This is a genomic window from Sphingomonas caeni (assembly GCF_026013415.1).
GTDB lineage: Bacteria > Pseudomonadota > Alphaproteobacteria > Sphingomonadales > Sphingomonadaceae > Sphingomonas > Sphingomonas caeni.
On the sequence record NZ_JAPDOK010000002.1, the window covers coordinates 683,607 to 708,123 of the forward strand.

The 24,517-nt window shown below is 68.4% G+C and carries 19 protein-coding genes; 8 read left to right on the plus strand and 11 right to left on the minus strand.

From position 1 onward, the window contains the following. Positions 1-119: 119 nt before the first annotated feature. Genes OF829_RS08080 through OF829_RS08095 form a run of 4 tightly spaced genes read right to left on the minus strand, consistent with a single transcriptional unit; the run spans position 120 to position 6,973 of the window. Entirely contained in the window at positions 120-2,201 is a 2,082-nt protein-coding gene (locus OF829_RS08080; protein WP_264939471.1) for a tetratricopeptide repeat protein, read from the minus strand. Continuing rightward, a complete protein-coding gene (prsR, locus tag OF829_RS08085) occupies positions 2,185-3,549 on the minus strand; it encodes a PEP-CTERM-box response regulator transcription factor (RefSeq protein ID WP_264939472.1) in 1,365 nt (454 codons plus the stop codon). Before prsR ends, OF829_RS08080 begins: the two co-directional genes overlap by 17 nt. After that, positions 3,546-5,588, minus strand: a complete 2,043-nt coding sequence (gene prsK, locus OF829_RS08090) for an XrtA/PEP-CTERM system histidine kinase PrsK (RefSeq protein WP_264939473.1) — start codon at positions 5,586-5,588, stop codon at positions 3,546-3,548. The genes prsR and prsK overlap by 4 nt, the downstream gene beginning before the upstream one ends. Continuing rightward, the gene (locus OF829_RS08095) at positions 5,585-6,973 is read right to left on the minus strand and encodes a TIGR03013 family XrtA/PEP-CTERM system glycosyltransferase (RefSeq protein ID WP_264939474.1); all 1,389 of its coding nucleotides are present in this window, start codon (positions 6,971-6,973) and stop codon (positions 5,585-5,587) included. The genes prsK and OF829_RS08095 overlap by 4 nt, the downstream gene beginning before the upstream one ends. 152 nt (positions 6,974-7,125) lie before the next feature. Here OF829_RS08095 and OF829_RS08100 point away from each other — a divergent pair, with 152 nt between their 5' ends. After that, a complete protein-coding gene (locus tag OF829_RS08100) occupies positions 7,126-8,184 on the plus strand; it encodes a mannose-1-phosphate guanylyltransferase/mannose-6-phosphate isomerase (protein WP_264939475.1) in 1,059 nt (352 codons plus the stop codon). On the opposite strand, the gene OF829_RS08105 is transcribed toward OF829_RS08100, so the two are convergent. Then, complete coding sequence (locus OF829_RS08105) at positions 8,153-9,352, minus strand: sulfotransferase family protein (RefSeq protein WP_264939476.1); 1,200 nt, start codon at positions 9,350-9,352, stop codon at positions 8,153-8,155. The genes OF829_RS08100 and OF829_RS08105 overlap by 32 nt on opposite strands. A gap of 63 nt (positions 9,353-9,415) precedes the next feature. Between OF829_RS08105 and OF829_RS08110 the strand changes: the two genes are divergently transcribed. Then, entirely contained in the window at positions 9,416-10,015 is a 600-nt protein-coding gene (locus tag OF829_RS08110; protein WP_264939477.1) for an aspartyl/asparaginyl beta-hydroxylase domain-containing protein, read from the plus strand. Positions 10,016-10,172: 157 nt separating this feature from the next. On the opposite strand, the gene pepF is transcribed toward OF829_RS08110, so the two are convergent. Then, on the minus strand, positions 10,173-12,032 hold the full coding sequence (pepF, locus tag OF829_RS08115; RefSeq protein WP_264939478.1) for an oligoendopeptidase F: 1,860 nt from the start codon (positions 12,030-12,032) through the stop codon (positions 10,173-10,175). Between the two features lie 194 nt (positions 12,033-12,226). On the opposite strand from pepF, the gene OF829_RS08120 reads away from it, so the two are divergent. Both OF829_RS08120 and OF829_RS08125 read left to right on the plus strand, forming a co-directional pair. Beyond that, positions 12,227-13,444: a FecR family protein gene (locus OF829_RS08120; RefSeq protein ID WP_264939479.1), complete on the plus strand. Its 1,218-nt coding sequence runs from the start codon at positions 12,227-12,229 to the stop codon at positions 13,442-13,444. Positions 13,445-13,548: 104 nt separating this feature from the next. Then, on the plus strand, positions 13,549-15,081 hold the full coding sequence (locus OF829_RS08125) for a winged helix-turn-helix domain-containing protein (protein ID WP_264939480.1): 1,533 nt from the start codon (positions 13,549-13,551) through the stop codon (positions 15,079-15,081). A gap of 208 nt (positions 15,082-15,289) precedes the next feature. Here the strand turns inward: OF829_RS08125 and groL are convergent, their stop codons facing one another. Next, on the minus strand, positions 15,290-16,933 hold the full coding sequence (gene groL, locus OF829_RS08130; protein WP_264939481.1) for a chaperonin GroEL: 1,644 nt from the start codon (positions 16,931-16,933) through the stop codon (positions 15,290-15,292). Between the two features lie 109 nt (positions 16,934-17,042). Beyond that, the gene (gene groES, locus OF829_RS08135; RefSeq protein WP_264939482.1) at positions 17,043-17,330 is read right to left on the minus strand and encodes a co-chaperone GroES; all 288 of its coding nucleotides are present in this window, start codon (positions 17,328-17,330) and stop codon (positions 17,043-17,045) included. A gap of 256 nt (positions 17,331-17,586) precedes the next feature. Between groES and sppA the strand changes: the two genes are divergently transcribed. Then, a complete protein-coding gene (gene sppA, locus OF829_RS08140; RefSeq protein WP_264939483.1) occupies positions 17,587-19,476 on the plus strand; it encodes a signal peptide peptidase SppA in 1,890 nt (629 codons plus the stop codon). Positions 19,477-19,483: 7 nt separating this feature from the next. Beyond that, positions 19,484-20,047, plus strand: a complete 564-nt coding sequence (locus OF829_RS08145; RefSeq protein WP_264939484.1) for an arsinothricin resistance N-acetyltransferase ArsN1 family B — start codon at positions 19,484-19,486, stop codon at positions 20,045-20,047. Between the two features lie 140 nt (positions 20,048-20,187). On the opposite strand, the gene OF829_RS08150 is transcribed toward OF829_RS08145, so the two are convergent. From OF829_RS08150 to OF829_RS08160, 3 genes are all read right to left on the minus strand, one after another. Then, on the minus strand, positions 20,188-21,111 hold the full coding sequence (locus OF829_RS08150) for an SRPBCC family protein (RefSeq protein ID WP_264939485.1): 924 nt from the start codon (positions 21,109-21,111) through the stop codon (positions 20,188-20,190). 84 nt (positions 21,112-21,195) lie between these two features. Continuing rightward, entirely contained in the window at positions 21,196-21,828 is a 633-nt protein-coding gene (locus OF829_RS08155) for a trimeric intracellular cation channel family protein (protein WP_264939486.1), read from the minus strand. 75 nt (positions 21,829-21,903) lie between these two features. Further along, positions 21,904-23,238: a serine hydrolase gene (locus tag OF829_RS08160; RefSeq protein WP_264939487.1), complete on the minus strand. Its 1,335-nt coding sequence runs from the start codon at positions 23,236-23,238 to the stop codon at positions 21,904-21,906. Between the two features lie 99 nt (positions 23,239-23,337). On the opposite strand from OF829_RS08160, the gene OF829_RS08165 reads away from it, so the two are divergent. Together OF829_RS08165 and OF829_RS08170 are read left to right on the plus strand one after the other, a co-directional pair. After that, on the plus strand, positions 23,338-23,997 hold the full coding sequence (locus tag OF829_RS08165; protein ID WP_264939488.1) for a YoaK family protein: 660 nt from the start codon (positions 23,338-23,340) through the stop codon (positions 23,995-23,997). Then, complete coding sequence (locus tag OF829_RS08170) at positions 23,994-24,458, plus strand: GFA family protein (RefSeq protein WP_264939489.1); 465 nt, start codon at positions 23,994-23,996, stop codon at positions 24,456-24,458. Before OF829_RS08165 ends, OF829_RS08170 begins: the two co-directional genes overlap by 4 nt. Positions 24,459-24,517 lie beyond the last annotated feature (59 nt).

Below are 24,517 nucleotides of genomic sequence, written 5' to 3' on the forward strand. Positions count from 1 at the left end.
GGAGGGGGACCAGCGAAGCTGGTGGAGGGGGAGTGAGGCAAGGGATTCCAGTGGGGAGAGCCCCCTCCACCACGCCCTTCGGGCGCGGTCCCCCTCCCCGTTCCGGGGAGGAATTTTTCCTAGCCCAGCTTCCCCAGCAGCACCTGCGCCGCACCGCGGTCCGCGAAGAGCGGGTCCGCCAGCGCGGCCTGGAGGTGCGCGCGTGCCTCGTTCGGGCGCTTCATCTCGGCGTAGATCTGCGCGAGGTGCCAGCGCAGGCCCGAGTGGCGCGGGGCGAGAAGCACCGCTTTCTGGAGCAGTTCGAGCGCGCCCTGATCGTCGCCGGACTGGTAGAGCGCCCAGCCATAGGAGTCAGCGGCGGCCGGGTTGCCGGGGGCGAGGGCATAGGCGGCCTCGCCATATTGCCGCGCCGTCTCGGCCTCGCCCGCGCCGGCATAGGCGGTGGCGAGATCGGCGTTGAGCGCGGCGTCGCCGTCGCCGATGCGGTCGTGGAGCCCCTCGAGCGTGACGATCGCGGCGTCGTAGTCGCCGCTCACCAGCTGCCAATGCGCCGAGATGCGCAAGGCCGCGAGGTTGACCGGGTTCTGCGACAGGAACAGCGCGAGCGTCTGCGAGGCCTCGCCGCGGCGGCCGGCGTCACCGAGTGCCTCGACCAGGCGGAGCATGGTCGGCTCGTCGAAGCGAAGGTCGGCGGCCTGCTTGTAGGCGGTAGCGGCGTCGCCGCTGCGGCCCTGCACCATCAGCACGTCGCCGAGCAGCACATAGGCCCCGGGGACGCCGGGATTGTCGCTGACCATTTGCTGGGCGCGGGCGAGCGCGGCACCGCTATTGCCCGCCTCGACCAGCCCGCGGACCAAAGGAATCACCGCCGTCGGATCGTTGGGGCGTTCCTGCGCGGGGGCGCCGAGGATGGCGAGGCTGTCGTCCGCCGAGAAAGCGCCCGAGCCGCCGCGGCCGGGGAAGGCGGCGCGATCGAGGAAGCGCGCGGCGATGTCGCGGTCGCCGATCCGCTCGAAGCCGCGGGCGACGAGGGTGAGGGTGTAGCTGTCGGCATCGCCGCGCAGCGCCACCGGGCGGAGGACGTCGAGCGCGTTGCGCGCGGCGTCGCTGCGCAGGAGCGCGACGGCGAGCAGCTTGCGCGCGGTGATGTTCATCGGTTGCTGGGCGACCAGCGCCTGGAGCTTGCCCAGCGCCTGTTCGGTATCGCCCTCCTGAAGGTCGAGCGTGCCGGTGAGCAGCAGCATGCCGGGGAGCGTATCGATCGTCCCGCCGGTCTTTTCGGCGAGGGTGCGGGCGAGATCGTAATTGCCCGCGCGCGCGGCGAGCACCGCCTGGAGATAAAAGGCCTGCGGGCTGCCCGGCTTGGCTTCGAGCGCCTTGCGCGTGGCGGCGAGCATGTCGTTGGTGCGGCCGGCATCGCCGAGGGTCGCGGCATATTCGATCAGCGTGTCGTGATGCCAGGGATCGCGGGCGAGTGCGCGCTCGAACCAGGGGAGTGCGGCGACCAGGCCGTACTGGGTGCGGACCAGCTCGCCGCGCAGCTCGAGCGCGTCGACATTGTCGCCGTCGAGCTCGACCGCGCGCTGCGAGGCGGCGATCGCGCCCGAAATGTCGCCCACGGTGAAGCGGAAGCGGCCGATATCGGTCCAGACATCGCCGTCCCTGGGGGCGATGCGCGCGGCTTCCTCGAGGCATTCCTTGGCATCGGCATAATTGCCGAGCGCGGTCATCGCGCGGGCGCGGATGCGCAGGCCATAGTTGCGGAATTTGGGATCGGTCTTCTCGACCTCGTCGATCGCCTTCTCATTCTGCCCCTGAAGCTGCAGCGCGTCGCCGAGCAGGTGATGGGTCAGCTTGGGGTCGACCCCGGCATCGTTGGCGCGCTTGATCTCGGCCTCGGCGGCGACGCCCTCGCCGAGCTGGAGCTGGGTGCGCGCGAGCAGGAGATGGGCGTCGGCGGAATTGGGGTCGCTGCGCACCGCGTCGAGCGCGGACTGGCGCGCGGCGCTGGCATTGCCCTGCTTCAGCTGCGCCATCGCCTTCTCGACCGAGGCGTGCGAGGCGGCGGGATCGAGGCGGACCGGCGAGAGGACGAAAAAGGCATAGAGCGCGATCCCGAACGCACCCAGCGCGCCCAGGGCGACCAAGGCACGCCGGATGATCGGCTTGCGGCTGCGGCGCGATTTACGGCTGGAGGTCATAGGCCTTCATCAGATCGTAGAGGGTGGGGCGGCTGATCCCGAGCAGGCGCGCGGTGCCGGAGATGTTGCCCTCGGCGCGGGCGAGCGCGTGGCGGATCGCCTTGCGGTCGGCGGTCTCGCGCGCGGCCTTGAGGTTGATCGGCAGCGCATCCTGCTCGGCCGATTCGAGATCGAGATCGGCGGCGCTGACCGACTTGCCGTCAGCCATGATCACCGCGCGCTTCACCCGGTTCTCGAGCTCGCGGACATTGCCGGGCCAGCCCCAGGCATCGATCGCGGCGAGCGCGTCGGGGGCGAAATTGCGGACGCCCATGTTCATGCTCGTCGCATATTTCTTGAGGAAATGGCGCGCGAGCAGGCCGGCATCGCCCGGGCGCTCGGCGAGCGAGGGGATGCGGACGACGATCTCGGCGAGGCGGTAGTAGAGGTCTTCGCGGAAGCGATTGTCCGCGACCATCGCGTCGATATCCTGATGGGTGGCGCAGACGATGCGGGTATCGACCTCGATGGCCTTGCGGCCGCCGATCCGCTCGATCACGCGCTCCTGGAGGAAGCGGAGGAGCTTGACCTGGAGGGGCAAGGGCACGTCGCCGATCTCGTCGAGGAAGAGCGTACCGCCATGCGCCTGCTCGATCTTGCCCTCGGTGGTCTTCACCGCGCCGGTGAAGGCGCCCTTCTCATGCCCGAACAGCTCGGATTCGAGCAAAGTCTCGGGAATGGCAGCGCAGTTGATCGCGACGAACGCGCCCTTGCGGCGGGGCGAGCTTTCATGGAGGCCGCGGGCGAGCAATTCCTTGCCGGTGCCGCTCGCGCCGAGCAGCATCACCGAGACGTCCGCCGCGGCGACGCGCTCGATGGTGCGGGTGACCTTGAGCATCTCAGGCGACCCGGTGATCATCCCGCCGAGCACCGCGCCGGCCTCGACGCGTTCGGCCAGGCGCCGATTCTCGGCTTCGAGCCGATGGACGTGAAAGGCGCGCGCGACGATCAGGCCGAGCGCGTCGATATCGATCGGCTTCTGGTAGAAATCCCAGGCGCCGAGCGCGATCGCGCGGAGCATCGATTCGTGCGCGCCATGGCCCGAGGCGACGATCACCTTGGTATCGGGACGCAGCGACAGGATCGTCTCGAGCGTGGCGAAGCCTTCGGTGGTACCGTCGGGATCGGGCGGCAGGCCGAGATCGAGCGTGACCACGGGCGGCTCCTCGGCGCGGAGCGCGGCAATGGCTTCCTCGCGGGTCGAGGCGGTGAGGATCTCATAGCCGTCATAGGCCCAGCGCAGCTGGCGCTGGAGCCCGGCATCGTCCTCGATGATGAGGAGCTTGGGAAGCTGGCGGGTGTCGCTCATGCCGCGCGCTCCGTCTGGACGTCGGCGGCGTGCGCGGCCTTGAGGATCAGGCGGAAGCGGCTGCCGCGGCCCTCCTGCGAGCTGACCTCGATCCGGCCCTCCATCGCCGTGGCGAGCGCGCGTGCCTCATAGGCGCCGATGCCGAATCCGCCGGGCTTGGACGAGACGAAAGGCTTGAACAGCCGGTCGCGGATGAAGGCGGCGGACATGCCGCAGCCCTTGTCGATCACCTCGATCGTGACGTCGGGGCCATCGGCGGCGACCGCGAGCGTGACGGGCTCGTGCGGCAGGCTGGCATCGATCGCATTCTGGATGAGATGGCCGAGGACCTGTTCGAGCGCCGCCGGATCGGCGAGCGCGATCGCGTCGCGCGCGCCGGCGGTGGAGAGCGGGTGCTGGCCGCGGCGGGCGACGACGAGGCGCTCGACCAGCGGCACGATCTCGACGGCCCGCAGTCCCTCGGCGCGGCGCGGGCCGGTCTGCGACAGGCGGGCAAGCAGCGCGGTCATCTTGTCGGCCGAATCCCTGAGCGTCTCGACCATGTCGGCGCGGAATTCGGGCTTGTCGGCATGGCGCTCGGCATTGCGCGCGGTCAGGGTCAGCTGGCTCACCAGATTCTTGATGTCGTGGAGGATGAAGGCGAAGCGGCGGTTGAACTCGTCGAAGCGCTGGGCGTCGGCGAGCGCTTCCTGCGCGCGCGTTTCGGCGAGGTACGACGCGGCCTGGCGGCCCGCGACCTTCAACAGGTCGAAATCCTCCCAGTCGAGCGGGCGGCGGACCGGCGGGCGCGCGAGCAGGATCGCGCCCGCGAGCGCATCGAGATGCGGCAGCGGCACGAGCACCCAGGCCTGTTCGTGATCGAGCATCCATTGCGGGACCAGCGCGGCCTCGACGCTTTCCTCGGTGCGCAGCATGTCGAGATCGAGGATGCGGCCGGTGGCGGCGAGGTGCAGCGCGAGCGCGGCATCGGCGGGGCCTGCGGCGTCGCGGTCCCAGTTCCAGGCACTGCCCATGCCGAGCCCATTGCCCTCGGGCACGAGCAGCACGCCCGCGGGCGAATCGGTCAGGTCCGCCATCGCCTTGACGATGCGTTCGTCGAGCGCAGCCGTCCCGCCGGGAGCACCAAGGGTCTCGGTGAAGCGCATCCATTCGGCGCGATAGTCATAGCGGTGGCGGAAGAAATGCTTGGCGAGCTTGACCTTCGCCCAGGCACGCAGCCAGGTCGAGGAGACGAGCGTCAGGATCGCGGCGGTCGAGCCGAACACGAAGGCGGTCTGGAGGACGCGGGCATTCTCGCCGCCGACCGTGGCGATCGCGCTGGAGGCGAGCGCGAGCAACGCGAAATAGGCGCCGACCGCGACCAGGGACATCGACTGATAGGCGACGGTGCGCGAGACCTGGACGTTCCAGTCGTCCTTGCGGTTGAGCGCGCCCGCCATCGCCGCGGCGACGACGATCACCCCGAAGCCGCGCAGCGCGATCAGCTCCTGCGGCCAGCCGGCGGTGAGATAGGCGGCGGTGAGGACGTTGAAGTCGAGGAACCAGAGGCCGCCCAGCGCCAGCACGATCCAGCGCAGGCCGGCGGGCGAGCCCTCGATCGCGGTGTAGAGCGCGCGGACCAGCACCAGCGCCGCGACCGCGACGAGCATGCGCAGCAGCAGCGCGGCGGTGAGAATATCGTCGCTAACCGGCGGTGCCGAGCCGAACAGATGGAGCACGACCGACGCGACCGAGACCAACGCGACCACGCCATAGACGGTGCCGAGCGCGACCGGCGGGCGGACATTGCCGTCGCGCCGGTGGAGCAGGATCATGAAGCCGAGCCAGCTGAGATTGCGCAGCGCTTCGGCGATGCGCGTGCCGGTCTCCGCCCCGCCGATCCCCGCGACCGAGAGCGCCCAGAGCGCGGTCATGCCGAGCGCGAAGGCGAGCGGGCGGCGCGGCACGCCGCCCTCCTTGCGCTGCCACGCCCACAAGGCGAGCGCGCCGAACAGCAAGGCGGCGAGCGCGTGCGTCCAGATCGTCAGCGTCGCGATCACCGCGCACCCTCGGGGAAGAGGACGACGCGCAGCGTCTGCATCAGGATCAATATGTCGAGGAAGGGCGAGTAATTCTTGGCGTAATAGAGGTCGTATTCGAGCTTCTGGCGCGCATCCTCGATCGACGCGCCATAGGGATAGTTGATCTGCGCCCAGCCGGTGATGCCCGGCTTCACCATGTGACGCTCGGCATAGTAATTGAGCTTCTGTTCGAGGTCCTCGACGAATTGGGGACGCTCGGGGCGCGGGCCCACGAAGCTCATCTCGCCCTTGAGCACGCTCCAGCACTGCGGCAGCTCGTCGATGCGCAGCTTGCGGATGATGCGGCCGACCCGGGTGATGCGCGGATCATCCTTCTCGGCCCAGACCGCCTGGCCCGCGACTTCGGCGTCGATCTTCATCGAGCGCAATTTGATGATGTCGAAGCCGGTGCCGTACAGGCCGACGCGGCGCTGGCGGTAGAATGCGGGGCCCTTCGAATCGAGCCTCACGGCGATCGCGCCCAGCACGATGAGCGGGAGGGCGAGGACGAGCAGGAGCAGGCTGGCGGTGATGTCGAACAGCCGCTTGAACATGCTCGACAGCATCCGGCCCGACGAGAAGCCGTCCGAGAAGATCAGCCAGGAGGGGCTGACGCTGTCGAGATCGACGCGGCCGGTCTCGCGCTCGAGAAAGGTCGAGATCTCGTTGACATGGACCCCGGTGGTCTTGATCCGCAGCAGGTCCTTGAGCGGGAGCGCGTTGCGGCGCTCCTCGAGCGCGAGCACGACTTCGCTGGCGTTGAGCACGACGACATGGTCGGCGAGATTGTAGATGGCGTCGCGCGCGATCGCCTCGGGGATGACGCGGTTGGCCTCGCTCATCGAGATATAGCCGACAACGACGAAGGCCGATCCCGGGGTCTTGGAGAGGTCCTTGAGCCGCTGCGCGCGGGTGCCCGCGCCGAGCACGACGATGCGCCGCTTGAACGCCTGGCTGCCCAGCGCCTTGCCGAGCAGGATGCGCAGGAAAACCAGCGAGACGATCGAAATGCCCATCGCGTAGAGCAGGTTCGAGCGCCACAAGGTGAGCTGGGGCACGAGGAAATAGACGGCGCTGAGCAGGATCACGCCGAGCGAGATCGCGACGATCAGCCGCGCGGTGGCATAGCGGAGCGACTGGAGCGCGTCGGCGCCATAGACCCCGACCGAGATCATCGCGGTCTCCAGCACCACCGCGAAGCTGATCAGCTGGGGCAGGCGGGTGTAGATCGCGCCGGGGAGCGAGCCGAGCTGGCTCACGCGCAGCGTCCAGCCGAGCTCGCCCGCGAGGACCAGCAGGACGACGTCCAGCACGCCGAGCAGCAGCACGGCATTGGGGACATAATGCTTGAACAGCCGGATCATGACGCAGCTGGAATAGCGCCGATGTGTAAACAAACCCGACATAGTGGGTGGTGTCGGAATTTTGACGGGAGGGGGCGCAACTCACGCGGTGCCGAGCCGTTTGACGCGCCGGGCAATCACCACCATTGAGGCCGTCAGGAGGGCCCAAGCGCATGCCGGAATCGAAGCCGATCATCCCCGTCATCCTGTCGGGCGGATCGGGGACGCGACTCTGGCCGGTGTCGCGGCCCGAACGGCCCAAGCAATTGCTCGCGCTGACCGCAGAGGAGACGATGCTCCAGCTGACCGCGCGGCGGACCGGCGGGGACGAACGCTTCGCGGCGCCGATCGTGGTGGCCAATGCCGCGCATGCCGATATGGTCGAGGAACAGCTGGGCGAGATCGCGCACGACGCGCAGGCGCTGATCCTCGAGCCCGTGGGGCGCAACACCGCCCCCGCGATCGCGCTCGCCGCGTTGGCGGCGGGGGGCGGGAGCGATCCGCTGCTGGTGATGCCGTCGGACCATGTCATCGCCGATCCCGAGGCCTTCCGCCGCGCGATCCATGCGGCGCTGCCGATGGTCGAGGCGGGGTGGCTGGTGACCTTCGGGATCACGCCCGAAAGCCCCGAGACGGGATATGGCTGGATCAAGGTGGGCGAGAGCGTGGCGCCGGGGGTGAATCGGGTCGCGCGCTTCGTCGAGAAGCCGCCGCTCGAAGCGGCCGAGGCGATGCTGGCCTCGGGCGACCATGCGTGGAACGGGGGAATCTTCCTGTTCCGCGCGGATGTGTTCCTGGAGGCGCTGGGCGAGCACGCGCCGGCGATGCTGGCCGCGGTGCGCGCGGCGATGGCGGGCGCCCGCCGCGAGGGCGCGCGCATCCATCCCGATGCGGAGGCCTTTGCCGCCTCGCCGTCGGATTCGATCGATTATGCGGTGATGGAGAAGGCCGAGAAGGTCGCGGTGGTGCCCGTCGCGATGGGCTGGAGCGATGTCGGCAGCTGGGACGCGCTCCACGCGATCAGCGACTGCGACGCCGCGAGCAATGCCTGCACGGGCGATGTGGTGCTGCTCGAATCGGTCAACAGCCTCGTCCATAGCGGCGCGGGCAAGCGCGTCGCGGTGCTGGGGGTATCAGACCTGATCGTCGTCGCGCATGGCGACGACATCCTGGTGGTGCCGCGCGGGCGCAGCCAGGACGTCAAGAAGCTGATCGATGCCATGAAACGTTGAGCGCCTGAAGCCGGGCGTGAACCGCCGCCATGTGCCGCTCGGCGGCGGCGCGGGTGGCGGGGCCGGCTTCCTCGCGCTTCCTGGCGCTGTCGGGCTTGAAGCCGGTGTCGGGCGCCTTGGCATCGCGGCCCGAGGCGGCGTCGAGCAGGGCGCGCTCCCCGGGCGCCGGGTCGATCCCGAAATGGGGGAGGATGCGGGTGAGCATCGCATCCGGAAGCTCACGATAATCGACCGCCAGCCCGCCGCCCAACTCCCATTGATCGGTCACCGCCGAGCAGGTCCGTGCGAGCACGCGGGCGATGTAATCGACGTCGGGCAGGCTCATCTCCGCCTCGGTGAAGCCGAAGATCTGGGGCGGGAGCACGCCGGGTGCGGTCTGGGTGCCGCGCATCCGCTCCTGCGAGACGAGCACCTCGACCGGCTCGCGGTAGAGGAAAATCCAGGGCACGTCGGGGAAGGCCTGACGGAACAGGGGCAAAGCGAGCGTGTGCCAGCTGTCGAGCTTGATGAAATAGCGTTGCGAGGTGCCGCTGCGGTCGCGGCCGAGCGCGGCGACCACCGCGCGGAGCGCGTCGATATGGAGTTCATTCGAAACGCCCTGCGCCAGCAGCGGCAGCTGGACGATCATGTCGAGCATGTCTGCCTCCGACACGACGATCGTGCCGGGCAGCGCGGCGAGCATCTGCGACACCAGGGTCGAGCCGCAACGCGACATGTGGAAGATGAAGCCGTCGGGCTGGAGCGCGCCCTCGCGATCGGCCTGGATGAAGTCGCCGAACTGGGTGCGGTAACGGAAGAGCTGGTTGAACGGGCGCATGCCGGCGCGGTTGCGCGTGTCGGCGAAGAAGGGCTCGGCGAGCGGCGCGGCGGCATAATGATACCAGTCGATCGCGAACCCCGCCTCGATCGCGCAGCGCGCGGGCAGCCATTGGCGCGGCGGCCATGCGGCGCCCGATTGCGGCGGCGGCGCGAAGCCGTGGATCGCGAGCGGATCGGGCCGCGCGCCGGCGAGATCGGCCGGGGTGAGCGCGATGCCGCGCGCATTGGCCCACTCGATTCCCTTTGCGATAAAGGCTTCCGGGTCGCGCAGCTCGGCGAGCATCTGTTGCGCGGCGGGATCGGCCATCACCGCGGCGCGGAAGACGTCGAGCAGGGGCAAGTCGGTCATCGCCCTCCATCGCCGGGCGGCGCGCGCATTGCAATCGCGGTCGTGGCGGATAGGGTCCGGGGCATGGCGACCCACCCGGAACCTTGCGCCCGATATCCCGATCGCATGCGGCTGCCGCTCGCCTTCGATCCGGCGCGGCTGGCCGGCGACCTGGCGGCGCTCGACGGGACCGATTGGGTCGCGCATTTCGTGAAGGCGAATTACGAGGGCGACTGGAGCGCGCTGCCGCTGCGCGCGCCAGCGGGGGCGACGCATCCGATCCAGATGATCTATTCGCCACCGGGGGCGACCGATTTCGTCGATACCCCGTTCCTCGAACGGACCCCCTATTTCGCCCAGGTGATCGCGGCGTTCCACTGCCCGGTGACGAGCGTGCGGCTGATGCGGCTGACCCCGGGTTCGGTGATCAAGGAACATCGCGACAATGATCTCGCCGCCGAGGATGGCGTCGCGCGGATCCATGTGCCGGTGGTGACCAATGACGGCGTCGCGTTCGAGCTCAACCGCGTGCCCGTGACGATGCTGCCGGGCGAGGCCTGGTATCTCCGCCTCGCCGATCCGCACAGCGTGGCGAACCGCGGCGACGCGGACCGGGTGCATCTGGTGATCGACGTGGTGGTCGACGACTGGATGCGGGGGATGCTGGAGGGTGAGGCTTCCTAATATTCCTCCCTCGCGCAGGGGGGGAGGGGGACCGCCGCGAAGCGGTGGTGGAGGGGGTTTCACCGCGAGCATTGCGCCAGAGGATGGCGTGTTCCCCCTCCGTCAGCTTCGCTGCCACCTCCCCCGCAGGTGCCCTGCGAGGGAGGAACAGAAGACCTCAGCCCAGCAGCGCTTCCGCCTGATCCAGCGTGTCCTTGAAGTTAGCGATCAGCGCTTGGTACGGGGCCGGGGTGGTCATATCGAGGCCCGCGCGCTTGAGGATCTCGACCGGATAGTCCGATCCGCCCGCCTTGAGCACCGAGAGGTAATTGTCGCGCTCCTTGGGCCCGCCCTTGAGGATCGCGCGCGCGAAGAAGCCCGCGGCCGAGATGCAGGTCGCATACTGATAGACGTAGAAGCTGTTGTAGAAGTGCGGGATATACGCCCATTCGTTGCCGTAGGCGTCTTCCATCTTCACGTTCGGGCCGTGGTAGCGCTTGAGCAGGTCGAAATAGACCTCGGTGAACTTCTTGCCCGAAAGCCCCTCGCCCGCCTCGGCCAGATCGTGCGCCTTGAGCTCGAACTCGGCGAACATCGTCTGGCGGAAGAAGGTGCCGCGGATATTCTCCATCTGCATGCCGAGGTAGAAGAGCTTCTCCTCCTTGGTCTTGGCGTTCTTGAGCATATAGGCCGCGAGCAGATCCTCGTTCAGCGTCGAGGCGATCTCGGCGAGGAAGATCGGATAATCGGCCTTTTCATAGACCTGGCTGCTGTTCGCCAGCAGCGAGTGGAGCGCATGGCCCCATTCATGGGCATAGGTGCTCAGCCCGTCATATTTCTCGCTGAGGTTGAGCAGCAGATAGGGGTGCACGTCGTACGCGCCGGGGTTCATGTACGCCCCCGGGCGCTTGCCCTGGCGCGGCCAGGGATCCATCCATTTGGCGGCGGTGGCCTTGGCGATGCGCGCCTGATAGTCGGGGCCGAGCGGCATCACCGCGGCGAGCGTGGTGGTGCGCATCTGATCGAGCGTGAACGGCTTGTCGAGCGCGACCAGCGGCGGATAAATGTCCCAATAGCCGATATCGGGGAGCTTCAGGATCCGCCTGCGCAGCTCGAAATAGCGGTGGAGCTGGGGCAGGCCGGCATTCGCCTCGGCCACCAGCGTGCGATAGACCGCCTCGGGGATGTTGTTGCCCGACAGCGCGCTGGCGAGCGACGAGGGATATTTGCGCGCCTTGGCGTAGAAGATGTCGCCCTGAACCTTGGCATTGTAGGTCGCGCCGAATGAGTTCTGGAACTTGCCGTGCGCGGTCCAGAAGCTGTCGAAGACGAGCTTGCGGTCGTCGCGGTTGGGGGCGTCGCGATTGGCGGTATAGCCCTGCGAATCGAGCCGGACTTCCTTGCCGGTCGAGAGCTTGACCGTCGGCCAGGGGATGTCCGACGAGCGCAGCTGGCCCGAAACGTCGCCCGGCGCCTGGAGCGGATTGCCCGCGAGCGCGAGGACGCGCTCGGCATCGGCATTGAGCGTATGCTCGGCCTCGCGGATGACGTTGGCGAGCGCGAAATCGAAGCGCGTCTTGAGCGTGGCGTTCGCGGCGACGAAGGCGTTGATCTTGTCCGCGCCGAGCGTCAGCAGCTCGGGCGAGAACCAGGCGCTCGCCTCGCCGAACGCGGTGTAGAGGTCGCCGGCCTGCGAGCCCTTTTCCTGATAGGAAGAGACGCGGACATCCTCGTCGCCCTTGAGGCTGGCATAGACATAGACGCGTGCGATCGTCTTGCCGAGATCGGACTGGAGGACGAGCGCCTCGGCGAGGACATCGGCGCTCTCGCCGAGCCGGCCCTTATATTTGGCGATTTCGGGGATGCGGGCGAGCGTCGCCTTGCGCGCCTCGTCCCAAGCGGCGTCGTTGGGGTAGATTTCGGTGAGGTCCCACAGCGCCTTGTCCCTGGCGGCGTCCTGCGCCCAGGCGGGCATCGCCGCGACGAGGCTGGTGAGCGCGGCGGCGGCGAGCGCTTCGCGGCGGGTGAGTTCGGTCATGATGGCTTCCCCGGATGGCGCCGATGGACTCGGCGCGGATTTGGATGGCGCAATCTGAGAGGCTTCGCCCTGAATGGGAAGTGACTTATTGACCTGAGACGCCTCGATTCAGGGACGAGTTGGTGCGCGATCGATACGCTGGCGTCGCGCGGCGCGCTGGGGCATGGTCGGCGGGTCAGGCGGGGAGAGCGGAGATGGGCAGGTTCTGGCTGTTCGCGGTGGCGCTGATCTTCGCGGCGGCGGGGGCGATCGCGGTGCTGCTGTTGCAGAACGTGCAGGTCACGTCGCAGGCGAAGGATTTGTCGATCGGGACGACAATCGCGGTCGATCCCGCCGCAACGATCGCACACCAGAAGGGCGTGGCGAGCGTCGCACGGCTGACCGAGTCAATTTATCTTGGCGACGTGCTCGAGACCGGGACCGACGGGGCGATCCGCATCCAGCTTGCCGATGCCACCTTCTTCAGCCTGGGCGCGAGCGCGAGCGCGCGGGTCGACAGTTTCGTCTATGACCCCGGCCGCAATTCGAGCAGCCTGTCGGTCGCGTTCCAGCGCGGGGCGTTCCGCTTCGTCTCGGGCCGGGCGCTCCATCCCGATCCGCAAAAGCCGGTGGTGAACACGCCGGTGGCGGCGATCGGGATGCGCGGGACCGGGATCAACGGCGTGATCGGGCCCGAGGCGGAGGCGCTGTTCCGGCGGATCGATGCGAGCTTCGTGCCCGATGGCGGCGATGCGACCAGCGCGACGCTGATCCTGCTGACCGACGGGGCGATCGATGTCGATGGATCGGGGCAGCGGATCACGCTCGATGTTCCGGGCCAGGCCCTGTTCTTCCGCCGCAAGGGCGCGCCGCCGATCGGGCCGGTGATGGTGTGGACCGCGCTGCGTACCGAGATTGCCGGGCTGGCCTCGCCGCCGGGGCTGGGCGGCGAGCCGCTGCCGCCGGCGCGGTCGCGGATGATGGTGCCGCCGCCCGAGGCCAGCCCGACGCCGCTCCAGGTGGCGCCGACGCCCACACCTTCGCCCTCGCCGAGCGCGAAGCCGTCGCCCAGGCCGAGCGTGTCGCCGAGCCCGCGGCCGACACCGACGGCAAAGCCCATGCCGACGCCATCGCCCAAGGCGACGCCGCGTCCGACGCCGCGGCCGACCTTGACGCCGCGGCCTATGCCGAGCCCCAGATTCACGCCCAAGCCGACGCCGACGCCAAGTCCGAGGTTCACGCCGCGGCCCACCCCGACGCCGCGCGTAACGCCCCGGCCGACCCCGACGCCGCGGTTCACGCCAAGGCCGACGCCCATACCGCGCTTCACCCCGCGCCCGACGCCGACACCCAGGCCGACCCTGACGCCCCGGCCGACGCGGGTTCCGCTGACCAACGTACCGCGCCCGACTCCCACGCCGGTCAAGCGCTAGACCTGATCGATTGCCGATAAAGAGCCGATGCCGCGGCGATACATGTGACGTTCAGCCGTTGGGGCAAAGCTGATCCCCTTGTGAACGGTGCGGGAAAAATCGGGTTGGAAGGGCAGCGGATCGATCTGGGCGAGGCGGGCGAGCAGCGGCTCGGCGGGGTGCTGGTGCTGCCGTCGCTCCGGACGCTGCGGCGCGCGGACGGGGCCGAGCAGGTGATCGAGCCGCGCATGATGCAGGTGCTGATCGCGCTGGCCGAGGCAGGCGGCGGGGTGGTGACGCGCGACATGCTGACGCGGCGCTGCTGGGAGGGGCGGGTGATCGGCGAGGACGCGATCAACCGCGTCATCTCGCGCCTGCGCCGTACCGCGCAGGAGTTTTGCGGGGGCGGGTTCGAGATCGAGACGGTCACCAAGGTCGGCTATCGGCTGCTGGTCGACGGGGCGCCGCCCGCGCCGCCGGTGGAGGTGGCACCGCCGAGGCTGAACCGGCGCGCGCTGATCGGCGGCGGGGCGGCGCTGGGGATCGCGGCGGCATCGGGGCTGGCCTGGTGGGGCTCGCGCGACCGCCACGCGGTGCCTGCCGAGGTTGCGCCGTTCGTCGACCAGGGGATGGCGGCGATGCGCGAGCAGAATGACCGCAGCTATACCCGCGCGATCAATCTGCTGCGCCATGTCGTCGATGTGCGCCCCGATTATGCCGATGGCTGGGGGATGCTCGCCTGCGCCTATGTCGTCGCGGGCAAGTGGCGCGGGCCGCCCTCGTTCAGGCCGTTCGCAGCGCTTGCCCGCGCCGCGGCGGCGCGGGCGGAGCAGCTCGATCCCGGCAATGCGATGGCGCGCGCCGGGATGACGATGCTGCTGACCCGGCAGGGCAACCAGATCGCGATGGAGCGGGCGCTGAGGGCCGCGGTCGCGGCGTATCCGCATCAGGACCTGATGCTCGGGGCGCTCGCCGGGCTGATGATGAGCGTCGGCCGGTGCCGCGAGGCGGCGCGGCTCTACGACCAGGCGCTGCTCAGCGCGCCGCCCTCGGTGGGAACGCTCTACGAGCGGGTGCAGGCCCTGTGGGCGGCAGACCGGCTTGCCGAGGCCGACCGGGCGATCGAGCAGGTCTACGCGCTCTACCCGACCGATCTCGCGGTATGGTTCACCCGCTTCTACCTGCTGCTCCATACCGGCCGCGCGGACCAGGCGCTGGCGCAGGGGCGCAACCTGGCGGGGCGGCCGCAGGACGTGCCGCGCGAGAATATCGAGATCGTGATGGTCGTCGCCGAGGCGGCGGTGTCGCGCAAGGCGGCGGACATCGACAAGGCGCTCGCGGCCAATGTCGCGGCGGCGCATCGCGGGGCAGGGTTCGCCGAGAATGCGATGCAGTTCGCGGTGACGCTGGGTCGGATCGATACGGCGTTCGAGCTGGCCCAGGCCTATTATTTCGCGCGGGGGTTCCGGACCGGCGAGGCGCGGTTCCCGCCGCTGCAGGGAGGCTTCACGCCGCAGAATGCGCGGCGGACGCACCTGCTGTTCATGCCCTCGACCGCGGCGATGCGGCGTGATGCGCGGTTCGATCCGATCGTCGCGGAGCTGGGGCTCAAGCGTTATTGGGACGAGGCGGGGGTGAAGCCGGATTATCTGGCTTAAATCCCTCTCCCACTGGGAGAGGGAGGGAGCCGACGAAGTCGGCGGAAGGGTGAGGGCGATCTCTCGGCTCTTGCGTCACCCTCACCCTTCCCACGCCTTCGGCGCGGGCCCCTTCCCTCTCCCAATGGGAGAGGGAGAATGAAAAAGGCCGGCGGATTGCTCCGCCGGCCCCTTCCATTGGGTTCGACCGGTGGCCGAGGGTCAGGACTTAAAAGTCCATGCCCCCCATGCCGCCCATGCCGCCGCCGCCCATCGGCATTGCCGGCTTGTCTTCCGGCAGCTCGCTCACGGCCGCTTCGGTCGTGATCAGCAGGCCGGCGACCGAGGCCGCGTTCTGGAGCGCGGTGCGGACGACCTTGGTGGGGTCGATCACGCCGGCGGCGACCAGGTTCTCGTACACGTCGGTCGCGGCGTTGAAGCCGAACGAGGTGTCGCTCTGGTCGAGCAGCTTGCCCGAAACCACCGCGCCGTCATGGCCGGCATTGGCCGCGATCTGGCGGACCAGCGAGGTCAGCGACTTGCGGACGATGTCCACGCCGCGGGTCTGGTCCTCATTGGCGCCCTTCAGGCCGTCGAGCGCCTTGGTCGCATAGAGGAGTGCGGTGCCGCCACCGGGGACGATGCCTTCCTCGACTGCGGCGCGGGTCGCGTGAAGCGCGTCGTCGACGCGGTCCTTGCGCTCCTTGACCTCGATTTCCGAAGCGCCGCCGACTTTGATCACCGCAACGCCGCCGGCGAGCTTGGCGAGGCGCTCCTGGAGCTTCTCGCGGTCGTAATCGCTGGTGGTGTTCTCGATCTGCTGGCGGATCGCGTCGGTGCGGCCCTTGATCGCATCGGCTTCACCCGCACCATCGACGATGGTGGTGTTGTCCTTGTCGATCGAGACGCGCTTGGCGGTGCCGAGCATGCCGAGCGTGACGCTCTCGAGCTTGATGCCGAGATCCTCGGAGATGACTTCGCCCTTGGTGAGGATCGCGATGTCCTCGAGCATCGCCTTGCGGCGGTCGCCGAAGCCCGGCGCCTTGACGGCCGCGACCTTGAGGCCGCCGCGCAGCTTGTTGACGACGAGCGTGGCGAGCGCCTCGCCCTCGATATCCTCGGCGATGATCAGGAGCGGACGGCCCGACTGGACGACGGCTTCCAGGATCGGGAGCATCGCCTGCAGGTTCGACAGCTTCTTCTCATGGATCAGGATGTACGGATCGGCGAGTTCGACCGTCATCTTGTCCGGGTTGGTGATGAAATAGGGCGAGAGGTAGCCGCGGTCGAACTGCATGCCCTCGACGACGTCGAGCTCGAATTCGAGACCCTTCGCCTCTTCGACGGTGATCACGCCTTCCTTGCCGACCTTCTCCATCGCCTCGGCGATCTTCTCGCCGACGACGGTGTCGCCATTGGCCGAGATGATGCCGACCTGGGCGATCTCGTTGGTGCCCGAGACGGGCTTCGAGCGCGACTGGATGTCCTCGACGACCTTGATGACCGCGAGATCGATGCCGCGCTTCAAGTCCATCGGGTTCATGCCGGCCGCGACCGACTTCATGCCCTCACGCACGATCGCCTGGGCGAGCACGGTGGCGGTGGTGGTGCCGTCGCCGGCGACGTCGTTGGTCTTCGAGGCGACCTCGCGGACCATCTGCGCGCCCATATTCTCGAACTTGTCCTTGAGTTCGATTTCCTTGGCGACGGTGACGCCGTCCTTGGTGATGCGGGGCGCACCGAACGACTTGTCGATCACGACGTTGCGGCCCTTGGGGCCCAGCGTGACCTTCACCGCATCGGCGAGGATATCGACGCCGCGCAGGATGCGCTCACGCGCGTCGCGGCTGAATTTTACGTCCTTGGCTGCCATCTTGGCTATTCCTCTTGTCTAGTGCTCCTGCGAAAGCAGGAGCCCAGGTTTCTGGATACTTGGCTCTGGGCTCCTGCTTCCGCAGGAGCACCGAACCGGGGTCAGGCAATCAGCCCACGATCCCCAGAATGTCCGATTCCTTCATGATGAGGAGGTCCTCACCATTCACCTTGACCTCGGTGCCCGACCATTTGCCGAACAGGATGCGGTCGCCGGCCTTGACGTCGAGCGGGGTGACCTTGCCGTCTTCCGACTTGGCGCCGTTGCCGGCGGCGACGACTTCGCCCTCCTGGGGCTTTTCCTTGGCGGTGTCGGGGATGATGATGCCGCCGGCGGTCTTCTCTTCAGCCTCTACGCGGCGAACGAGAACGCGGTCGTGCAACGGACGAAAGTTCATTGCCGGATCCTTCTAAGTGAGTGAGTGGTCCCTTTTAGCACTCATTTGACGTGAGTGCTAACGGGCGCTCATATGCGGTCGCACCCCTGCTTCGTCAACGCCCCCCGGCAAGCATTTTTCGCTGCGCCGCCCCGGTTGCGGGACAGGAGCATCCCGGGGCGGGACCGCTCTGTTTTGCCGGAATAACACACGCCGTTTACTCCGGGGTCATGCTCCCTTACCTAGGGGAGGTTATTGTCGCCGCAAGGAGCGAGCCGTGAATCTGATCAAGGGCGCCTGGAAGATATTGGTCGGGATCAAGGACGCGCTCGTCCTGGTCTTCATGCTGCTGTTCTTCAGCTTCCTGTTCATGGCGATGCAGGCCAAGCCCAACACGGTGATCCGCGAGGGCGCGCTGGTGGTGTCGCTCGACGGCCAGGTGGTCGAGCAGCCCGAAGAGGCCGATCCCTTTGCGGGCATCGGCGGCGGCAGCGAGGTGATGCGCCAGCATCGGCTGCGCGACGTGGTCCGCGCGCTTGACGCCTCGATCAAGGACAGCCGGGTGAAGGTCGTGGTGCTCGATCTCGACCGGTTCGCGGGGGGCTATCCGGCGGTGATCTCCGAAGTCGCGGCGGCGGTCGGCCGGGTCCGCGCGAGCGGCAAGAAGGTGCTCGCCTATGCGACCGCCTATACCGATTCGAGCTATCTGATCGCGGCCAATGCCAGCGAGGTCTGGGTGCATCCGTTCGGCGGCACCCTGTTCGCGGGGCCGGGGGGCAACCGGCTCTATTATCGCGGGCTGATGGACAAGCTCGGGGTCAATGTCCACGTCTACAAGGTCGGCAAGTTCAAGTCGGCGGTCGAGCCCTATACGCGGGCCGACATGTCGCCCGAGGCGCGCGAGGCCAATGAGGCGATGTATGCCGCGATCTTCGGCCAGTGGAAGGAGGCCGTCGTCAAGGCGCGGCCCAAGGCGAGGATCGACGATTATCTGACCAAGCCCGACGAAGTCGTCGCGGCGTCGAAGGGCGACCTGGCCGATGCCAATCTCGCCATGGGACTGGTCGACCGCAAGGGCGACCGGCTGGCCTTCGGCAGCCGCGTGGCGGAACTCGCCGGCAAGCGCGACGAGAAGCGCGCGGGCAGCTTCCGGGCGATCAAGCTCAGCGACTATATCGAGGCCAATCCAAGCCCACGCGGCGGCGATGCGATCGGGGTGATCACGGTCGCCGGCGAGATCGTCGACGGCAAGGCCGGGCCGGGGGTTGCGGCGGGCGAGACGGTGAGCAAGTTGCTGCTCGACGGGCTGGCCAAGCATCGTTTGAAGGCGCTGGTGGTGCGCGTCGATTCGCCGGGCGGTTCGGTGCTCGCGTCGGAGCAGATCCGCCAGGCGATCCTGCAGGCCAAGGAGCAAGGGCTCCCCGTCGTGGTCTCGATGGGCGGGCTTGCCGCGAGCGGCGGCTATTGGGTGTCGACGCCGGGCGACGTGATCTTCGCCGAGCCCAACACGATCACCGGATCGATCGGCATTTTCGGGATGATCCCGACCTTCGAGAAGACGCTCGCCAAGGTGGGCGTGACCACCGACGGGGTGAAGACCACGCCGCTCAGCGGCCAGCCCGATGTGATGGGCGGGACCAACGAGGTGACCGACCGGGTGCTGCAATCGGTGATCGAGCAGGGCTATGCGCGTTTCACCGGGCTGGTCGCGAGCTCGCGCCACAAGACGGTGGCGCAGGTCGACGAGATCGGCCAGGGCCGTGTCTGGATCGGCGGGACCGCGCACCAGCTGGGGCTGGTCGACCGGTTCGGCGGGCTCGACGATGCGATTGCCGAGGCCGCCAAGCGCGCCAAGCTCGACCCGGCCAAGGTGCATCCGGTCTTTTTCGAAAAGGCGCCGAGCGGCTGGAAGAACTTCCTCGGCGCGCTGTTCCGCGACGATGACAATGACGATTGGGCCGACAGCCCGGGCGGGCCCGACGCCTATGCGCGGATCGCCGAGGCGCAACGCGCGACCTTCTTCCAAGCGGTGGGCGATGCACGGCGGATCGCGATGGGCGGATCGGTGCAGGTGCGCTGCCTCGAATGCGCGGGGCTCGCCCCGGCCGCGCCGCGCGCCGAGGATCGCAGCCTGATTCAGCTGCTACTCGCACGCATCCTCGGATGATCGGTAGATGATCGGGATTCGGGCTGCGACGCCGGAAGACGCCGCCGCGATCGCCGCGATCTATGCGCCGCACGTGCTGACCGGCACCGTCTCGTTCGAGACAGAGCCGCCCGATGCGCGGGCGATGCGCACGCGGATGGCGGCGAGCGACGGCCTTTATCCGTGGATCGTCGCAACGACGGGCGAGGGCGATGAGAGCGGGGTGATCGGCTATGCCTATGCCGGCAAGTTCCGCGAGCGGCCGGCCTATCGCTATGCCGTCGAGACCTCGATCTACATCGCCGATACCGCGCAGCGGCAGGGGGCCGGGCGGCTGCTCTACGAGGCGCTGATCGATACGCTGCGCGCCCAGGGCTTCGTCCATGCGATCGGCGGGATCGCGCTGCCCAACGACGCCTCGATCACGCTGCACGAGTCGGTGGGGTTCCGGCGCACCGGCGTGTACCGCGAGGTGGGGTACAAGCATGGCCGCTGGATCGATGTCGGCATCTGGCAATGCGAGCTCAACGAGCCGAGCGTGCCGCCGGTGGAACCGCGTCCGTTCAGCGAGGTGGGCGTCGTTCGGGCGTGACTTCTTTCCGTTCGTCCTGAGGAGCGATTGAGTAGCTCCGCAGGAGCGTATCGAAAGCGCGTATCGAAGGAGCTGAGGCTCACGGTGCTTCGATACGGGCCTTCGACAAGCTCAGTCCCTACTCAGCACGAACGGAAAGACTAATCGACTCGCGTGTAACGCGTGGTGCGGTTGAAATGCGGGTTGGGCGAGGTGTCGCGCGCCTCGTAGCTGTCGGATGCGACGCGGACCCAGCGGGTCGAGAGGGCGATGCGGGTGCCGTCGGTGCCGACCCAGTCACTGGTGCCGAAATCGAGGCCCTGCCCGTCCTGGCGGACGCTGCCCTTCATCACCCCGCCGTCCATGCCGGTATAGGTGAAGCGGAGCTGCCGCGCGGCGCCGTCCCAGGCATAGATGGTCTCGCCGCCATAGACCTGCCTGTCGGCGCGGAAGACCTGGTGGCGGTCGCGGACAGCGCCCTCGGCGCGCTCGAAGCAATGATCGTTGCGGTCGCCATTGGGCAGGGTACCGCGCCAGCAATGGCCGACGAGAAAGTCGAGCGGAGCGGTGCCGAAGCGCGCGGCGAGCAGGTCGAGCGTGTAGCGGTTGCCCTTCTGGAAGAAGCCGAGCAGCGCATCGCCCTCATCGCCTGCGGCATAGCCGGTGCCGGTCAGGCGGACGCGCGTGCCGCCGTCTTCGGGGATCAGCTCGAGAAACTGGGTGACGCGGCCGAACGCCGCGGCGTGGGGGAAGCCGGGCGGGGTCTTGACGTTGCGGAAGACGAGCAGGCGGCCGGGGAGCTGCGCGAGAATGCGCTGCTGGATATTGCCGGGGTCGCCGGGCCTGGCCGCGGCGGCGTAGCTCGTCTCGAGCGTGTCTCCGGTCAGCCAGGCATGGGCGACCGCCCAGCCTTCCCAGCCCCGGGCGGTGCTGACCGATTGCCACACCGAAGCGGGCGCGGCGGGGACCCAGGCCTCGTGGATCAGCGTGCGGGTGCCGTCGGCCTCGGTGAGAATGCGGTCCTCGGCGCGGGCGGGCGCGGCGAAGGCCAGCAGGGCCAGAAGCAACAGGATGACGCGCGGCATGATCGACTCCCCTTGGGTTGCCGCGAGTGTTGATTGAACGATCAATCAAGTCAACCCCGTTCCTCGGGGCAGGCCGGGGAATGGTCAGTTGCGGCGATAGGCGGGAAGCGCGAGCTTCCAGTGGATCGCGGCACCGCGCAGCGCGAAGCCGGCGGTGGCGGCGATCAGGCCCGCGGCGAAGACGGGCAGGCCGGCAAGGGTGAGGCCGACCTGGAGCAGGGCGGCGAGCGCGGCGGCGGTGACGTACAGTTCGCGCCGCATCAGGATCGAGGGCTCGCCGGCGAGCATGTCGCGGATGATCCCGCCCGAGCAGGCGGTGACCACGCCCATCACCATCGCGGGCACCGGCGGCACGCCGAAGCTGAGCGCCTTGGCCGCGCCGAACGCGGCATAGGCAGCGAGCCCGGCGGCATCGAGCCAGTCGAACACGCTCGCGGTCCACCAGCGCTGCGGGGTGAACCACACCGCGAGCGCGACCCCCATGCACAGCGCGGCCACGCTGGTGCCGTGCATCCAGAAGACCGGGGCATCGATCAGCAGATCGCGGATCGTGCCCCCGCCGACGCCGGTGACGAGCGCGAAAAAAGCGAGCGTGACGAAGGTCAGCCCGCGCCGCGCCGCCGCCAGCGCGCCGGTGGCGGCGAAGACGGCAATGCCGAACAGATCGAGCCAGGGCAGGATCGGTCCGATGCGGGCGGCGGCTTCGAGCGGGTCCATGGCGCCGCTGTTTCAGCTTGGCGGCGGGAGGTCAAATCGGGTTACCAATCCTCCCCGGCCAGGGGAGGATTGATTTCAGCGCCGCTTGGCCAGCGTCTGGCGGCCATTCTGGAAGAGCGTCACCGCGTCGATCGCCCCCGAGGCGTCGCGGCGGAAGACGAGCTGGGCGTCGACTTCCTTGAGGAAGAAATGGTCGGGCTTTTCGGCGTGGAGGAGGAGCGGGCCCTGGCCGGTGGCCTGGACGATCAGCCTGCCGCCCTCCACCCGGACGACGAAGCTGAATTCGGGACTGACATCGTAGGTGCCGGCATAGGCGGCGAGCGCCTCGGGCGGCAGCGCGACTTCGACGCGCTCGGCCGCCAGCGTCACCGTGCCGCCGCGCGCGAGCGTCATCAGCGATGCGCCGAGCCGGTTGGGCGCGCGGCCGCTGAGATTGGCGAGCACCACCACGGTGATATGGCGCTCGGGATCATAGCCGAGCCAGGTGTTGAACCCCTCGATCCCGCCGCCGTGGGCATAGAGGGTTCCGCTGGCGTCACGCGTCACGCCGATCCCGAACGCATAGTTGTTCATCACCGGCGTGGTCAGCGCGGCGAGCGATGCGGGCTTGAGCAGCCTGCCGCCATAGAGGCCGGCCTGCCATCTGAGCAGGTCGTGCGTGGTCGAATAGAGCCCGCCCGCGCCCTGGGGGATCGCCATCTCGATATAGTCGGCATTGACCATGCCGTTGGCGCCCGCCGAATAGCCCGAGGCGCGGTGCGCGATGATCGCGGCGTGGCTGTCATAGCCGCTATCGGCCATACCGAGCGGCTTGAAGATATTGTCGGCGAGGAAATCGGCGTAGCGCTGTCCGCTCGCCTTCTCGATGATCGCGGTGAGCAGGATATAGCCCGAATTGGAATAGCTCCACTTGGCGCCCGGCTCGAACTCGAGCGGCTTGTCGCGGAAGCGCGCGACGACCGCTTCGAGCGTTGTCGGGAGCGTCTTGAGCTGCTCATAGTCCGGGAACGCGGTAAGGCTGGGGACCCCCGCGGTGTGGCTGAGCAAGTGGCGGATCGTCACCTTGTCCCACGCTGCGGGAGCATCGGGGAGCCAGGTCTTGATCGGCGCGTCGAGGCTGAGCTTGCCGCGCTCGACGAGCAGCAGGACCGAGACCGCAGTGAACTGCTTGGTCAGCGAACCGAGGCGGAATTTGGTGTCGCCGTCATTGGCGGTCTTCCATTCGAGATTGGCCGAGCCATAGCCGCGGTCGAACAGGATCACGCCGTCGCGGGCGACGAGCACCGCGCCCATGAACTCGCCGCGATCGGCATCGGTGCGGACGATCGCCTCCATCCGCGCGGTGTCCTGCGCGGCGGCGGGCGACGCGACGAGCATGAGAACGAGCAGGCTGAACAAAGCGCCGCGCATGAAGAATCTCCCCGTGGTGTATTATGAGAGTGGCACACCTTGAGATGCCCCGTCAAACTCGCCTCTGGCGGGCGCCGGCGGGAAGTCTAAATAGGGCGCATGCATCGCACCGAACCCCCGCTCGCCGCCGCCGCCATCGCTCTTGCCGCGCTTGCCGGCTTTGTCGACGCCCTCGCCTTCACCAGTCTGGGCGGTTTCTTCGCCTCGTTCATGAGCGGCAATTCGACCCGGCTGGGCGTGAGCCTGGGGAGCGCGACCTGGGGCAATGCGCTGACCGCGGGCGCGCTGGTGCTGAGCTTCGTCAGCGGGGTAATCCTGTCGAGCGTGATCGTCCGCGCGGCGCCCCGGCACGACAAGGGAGCTGTGATGGCGGCGGTGACCCTGTTGTTGGTTCTCGCTGCGGTGGCCGCGACCGTTTCGCCGGGGCCGATCGTCCTGCTGTTGCTCGCCGCGGCGATGGGGACCGAGAATGGCGTGTTCACCCGCGACGGCGAGGTGGCGTTCGGGCTGACCTATCTGACCGGGTCTCTGGTCAAGCTGGGGCAGAAGCTCGCGGGCGCGCTGATGGGCGATGCCGAGCGCTGGGCGTGGGTGCCCCATCTCCTGCTCTGGGCGGGGTTCGTCGCGGGAGCGATCCTGGGGACGGGCGCGCAGGCGGCCTGGGGCTGGACCGCCTTGTGGTTCGCGGCGGCGGCCTCGGCGGCGCTGACCGGATTGATGGCGCGGATTGCGCGCGCGGGCGTGGGGGCGGCGGCATGATCGAGGGACGCTGCGCCTGCGGGACCGTCAGCTACAAGCTGACCGCCGAGCCGATGATCGTCCATTGCTGCCATTGCAGCTGGTGCCAGCGCGAGACCGGCAGCGCCTTCGTGCTCAACGCGGTGGTCGAGCGGTCGGCGGTTGAGGTCAGTGGCGAGCCCGAACTGGTGATGACCCCTTCGGCGAGCGGCAAAGGGCAGGAGATTGCGCGCTGCCCGGCATGCCGGGTCGCCTTGTGGAGCCATTATCCGGGGGCGGGGCGCAAGGCGGCGTTCCTGCGGGTAGGCGCGATGGCCGAGCCCGACGCCTGCCCGCCCGACGTGCACATCTTCACCTCGACCAAGCAGAATTGGGTGGCGCTGCCCGAGGGCGCGAAGGCGTTCGCGGAGTTCTACAATCCCGCCGAAGTCTGGCCGGCGGAGATGCGGAGTCGCTGGGCGGCGATGATGGCTGCGGCGTGAAGCTAGTGGTAATGACATTACTATTGATGTTCTAGACATCACCTCTAAGGTTTGATACA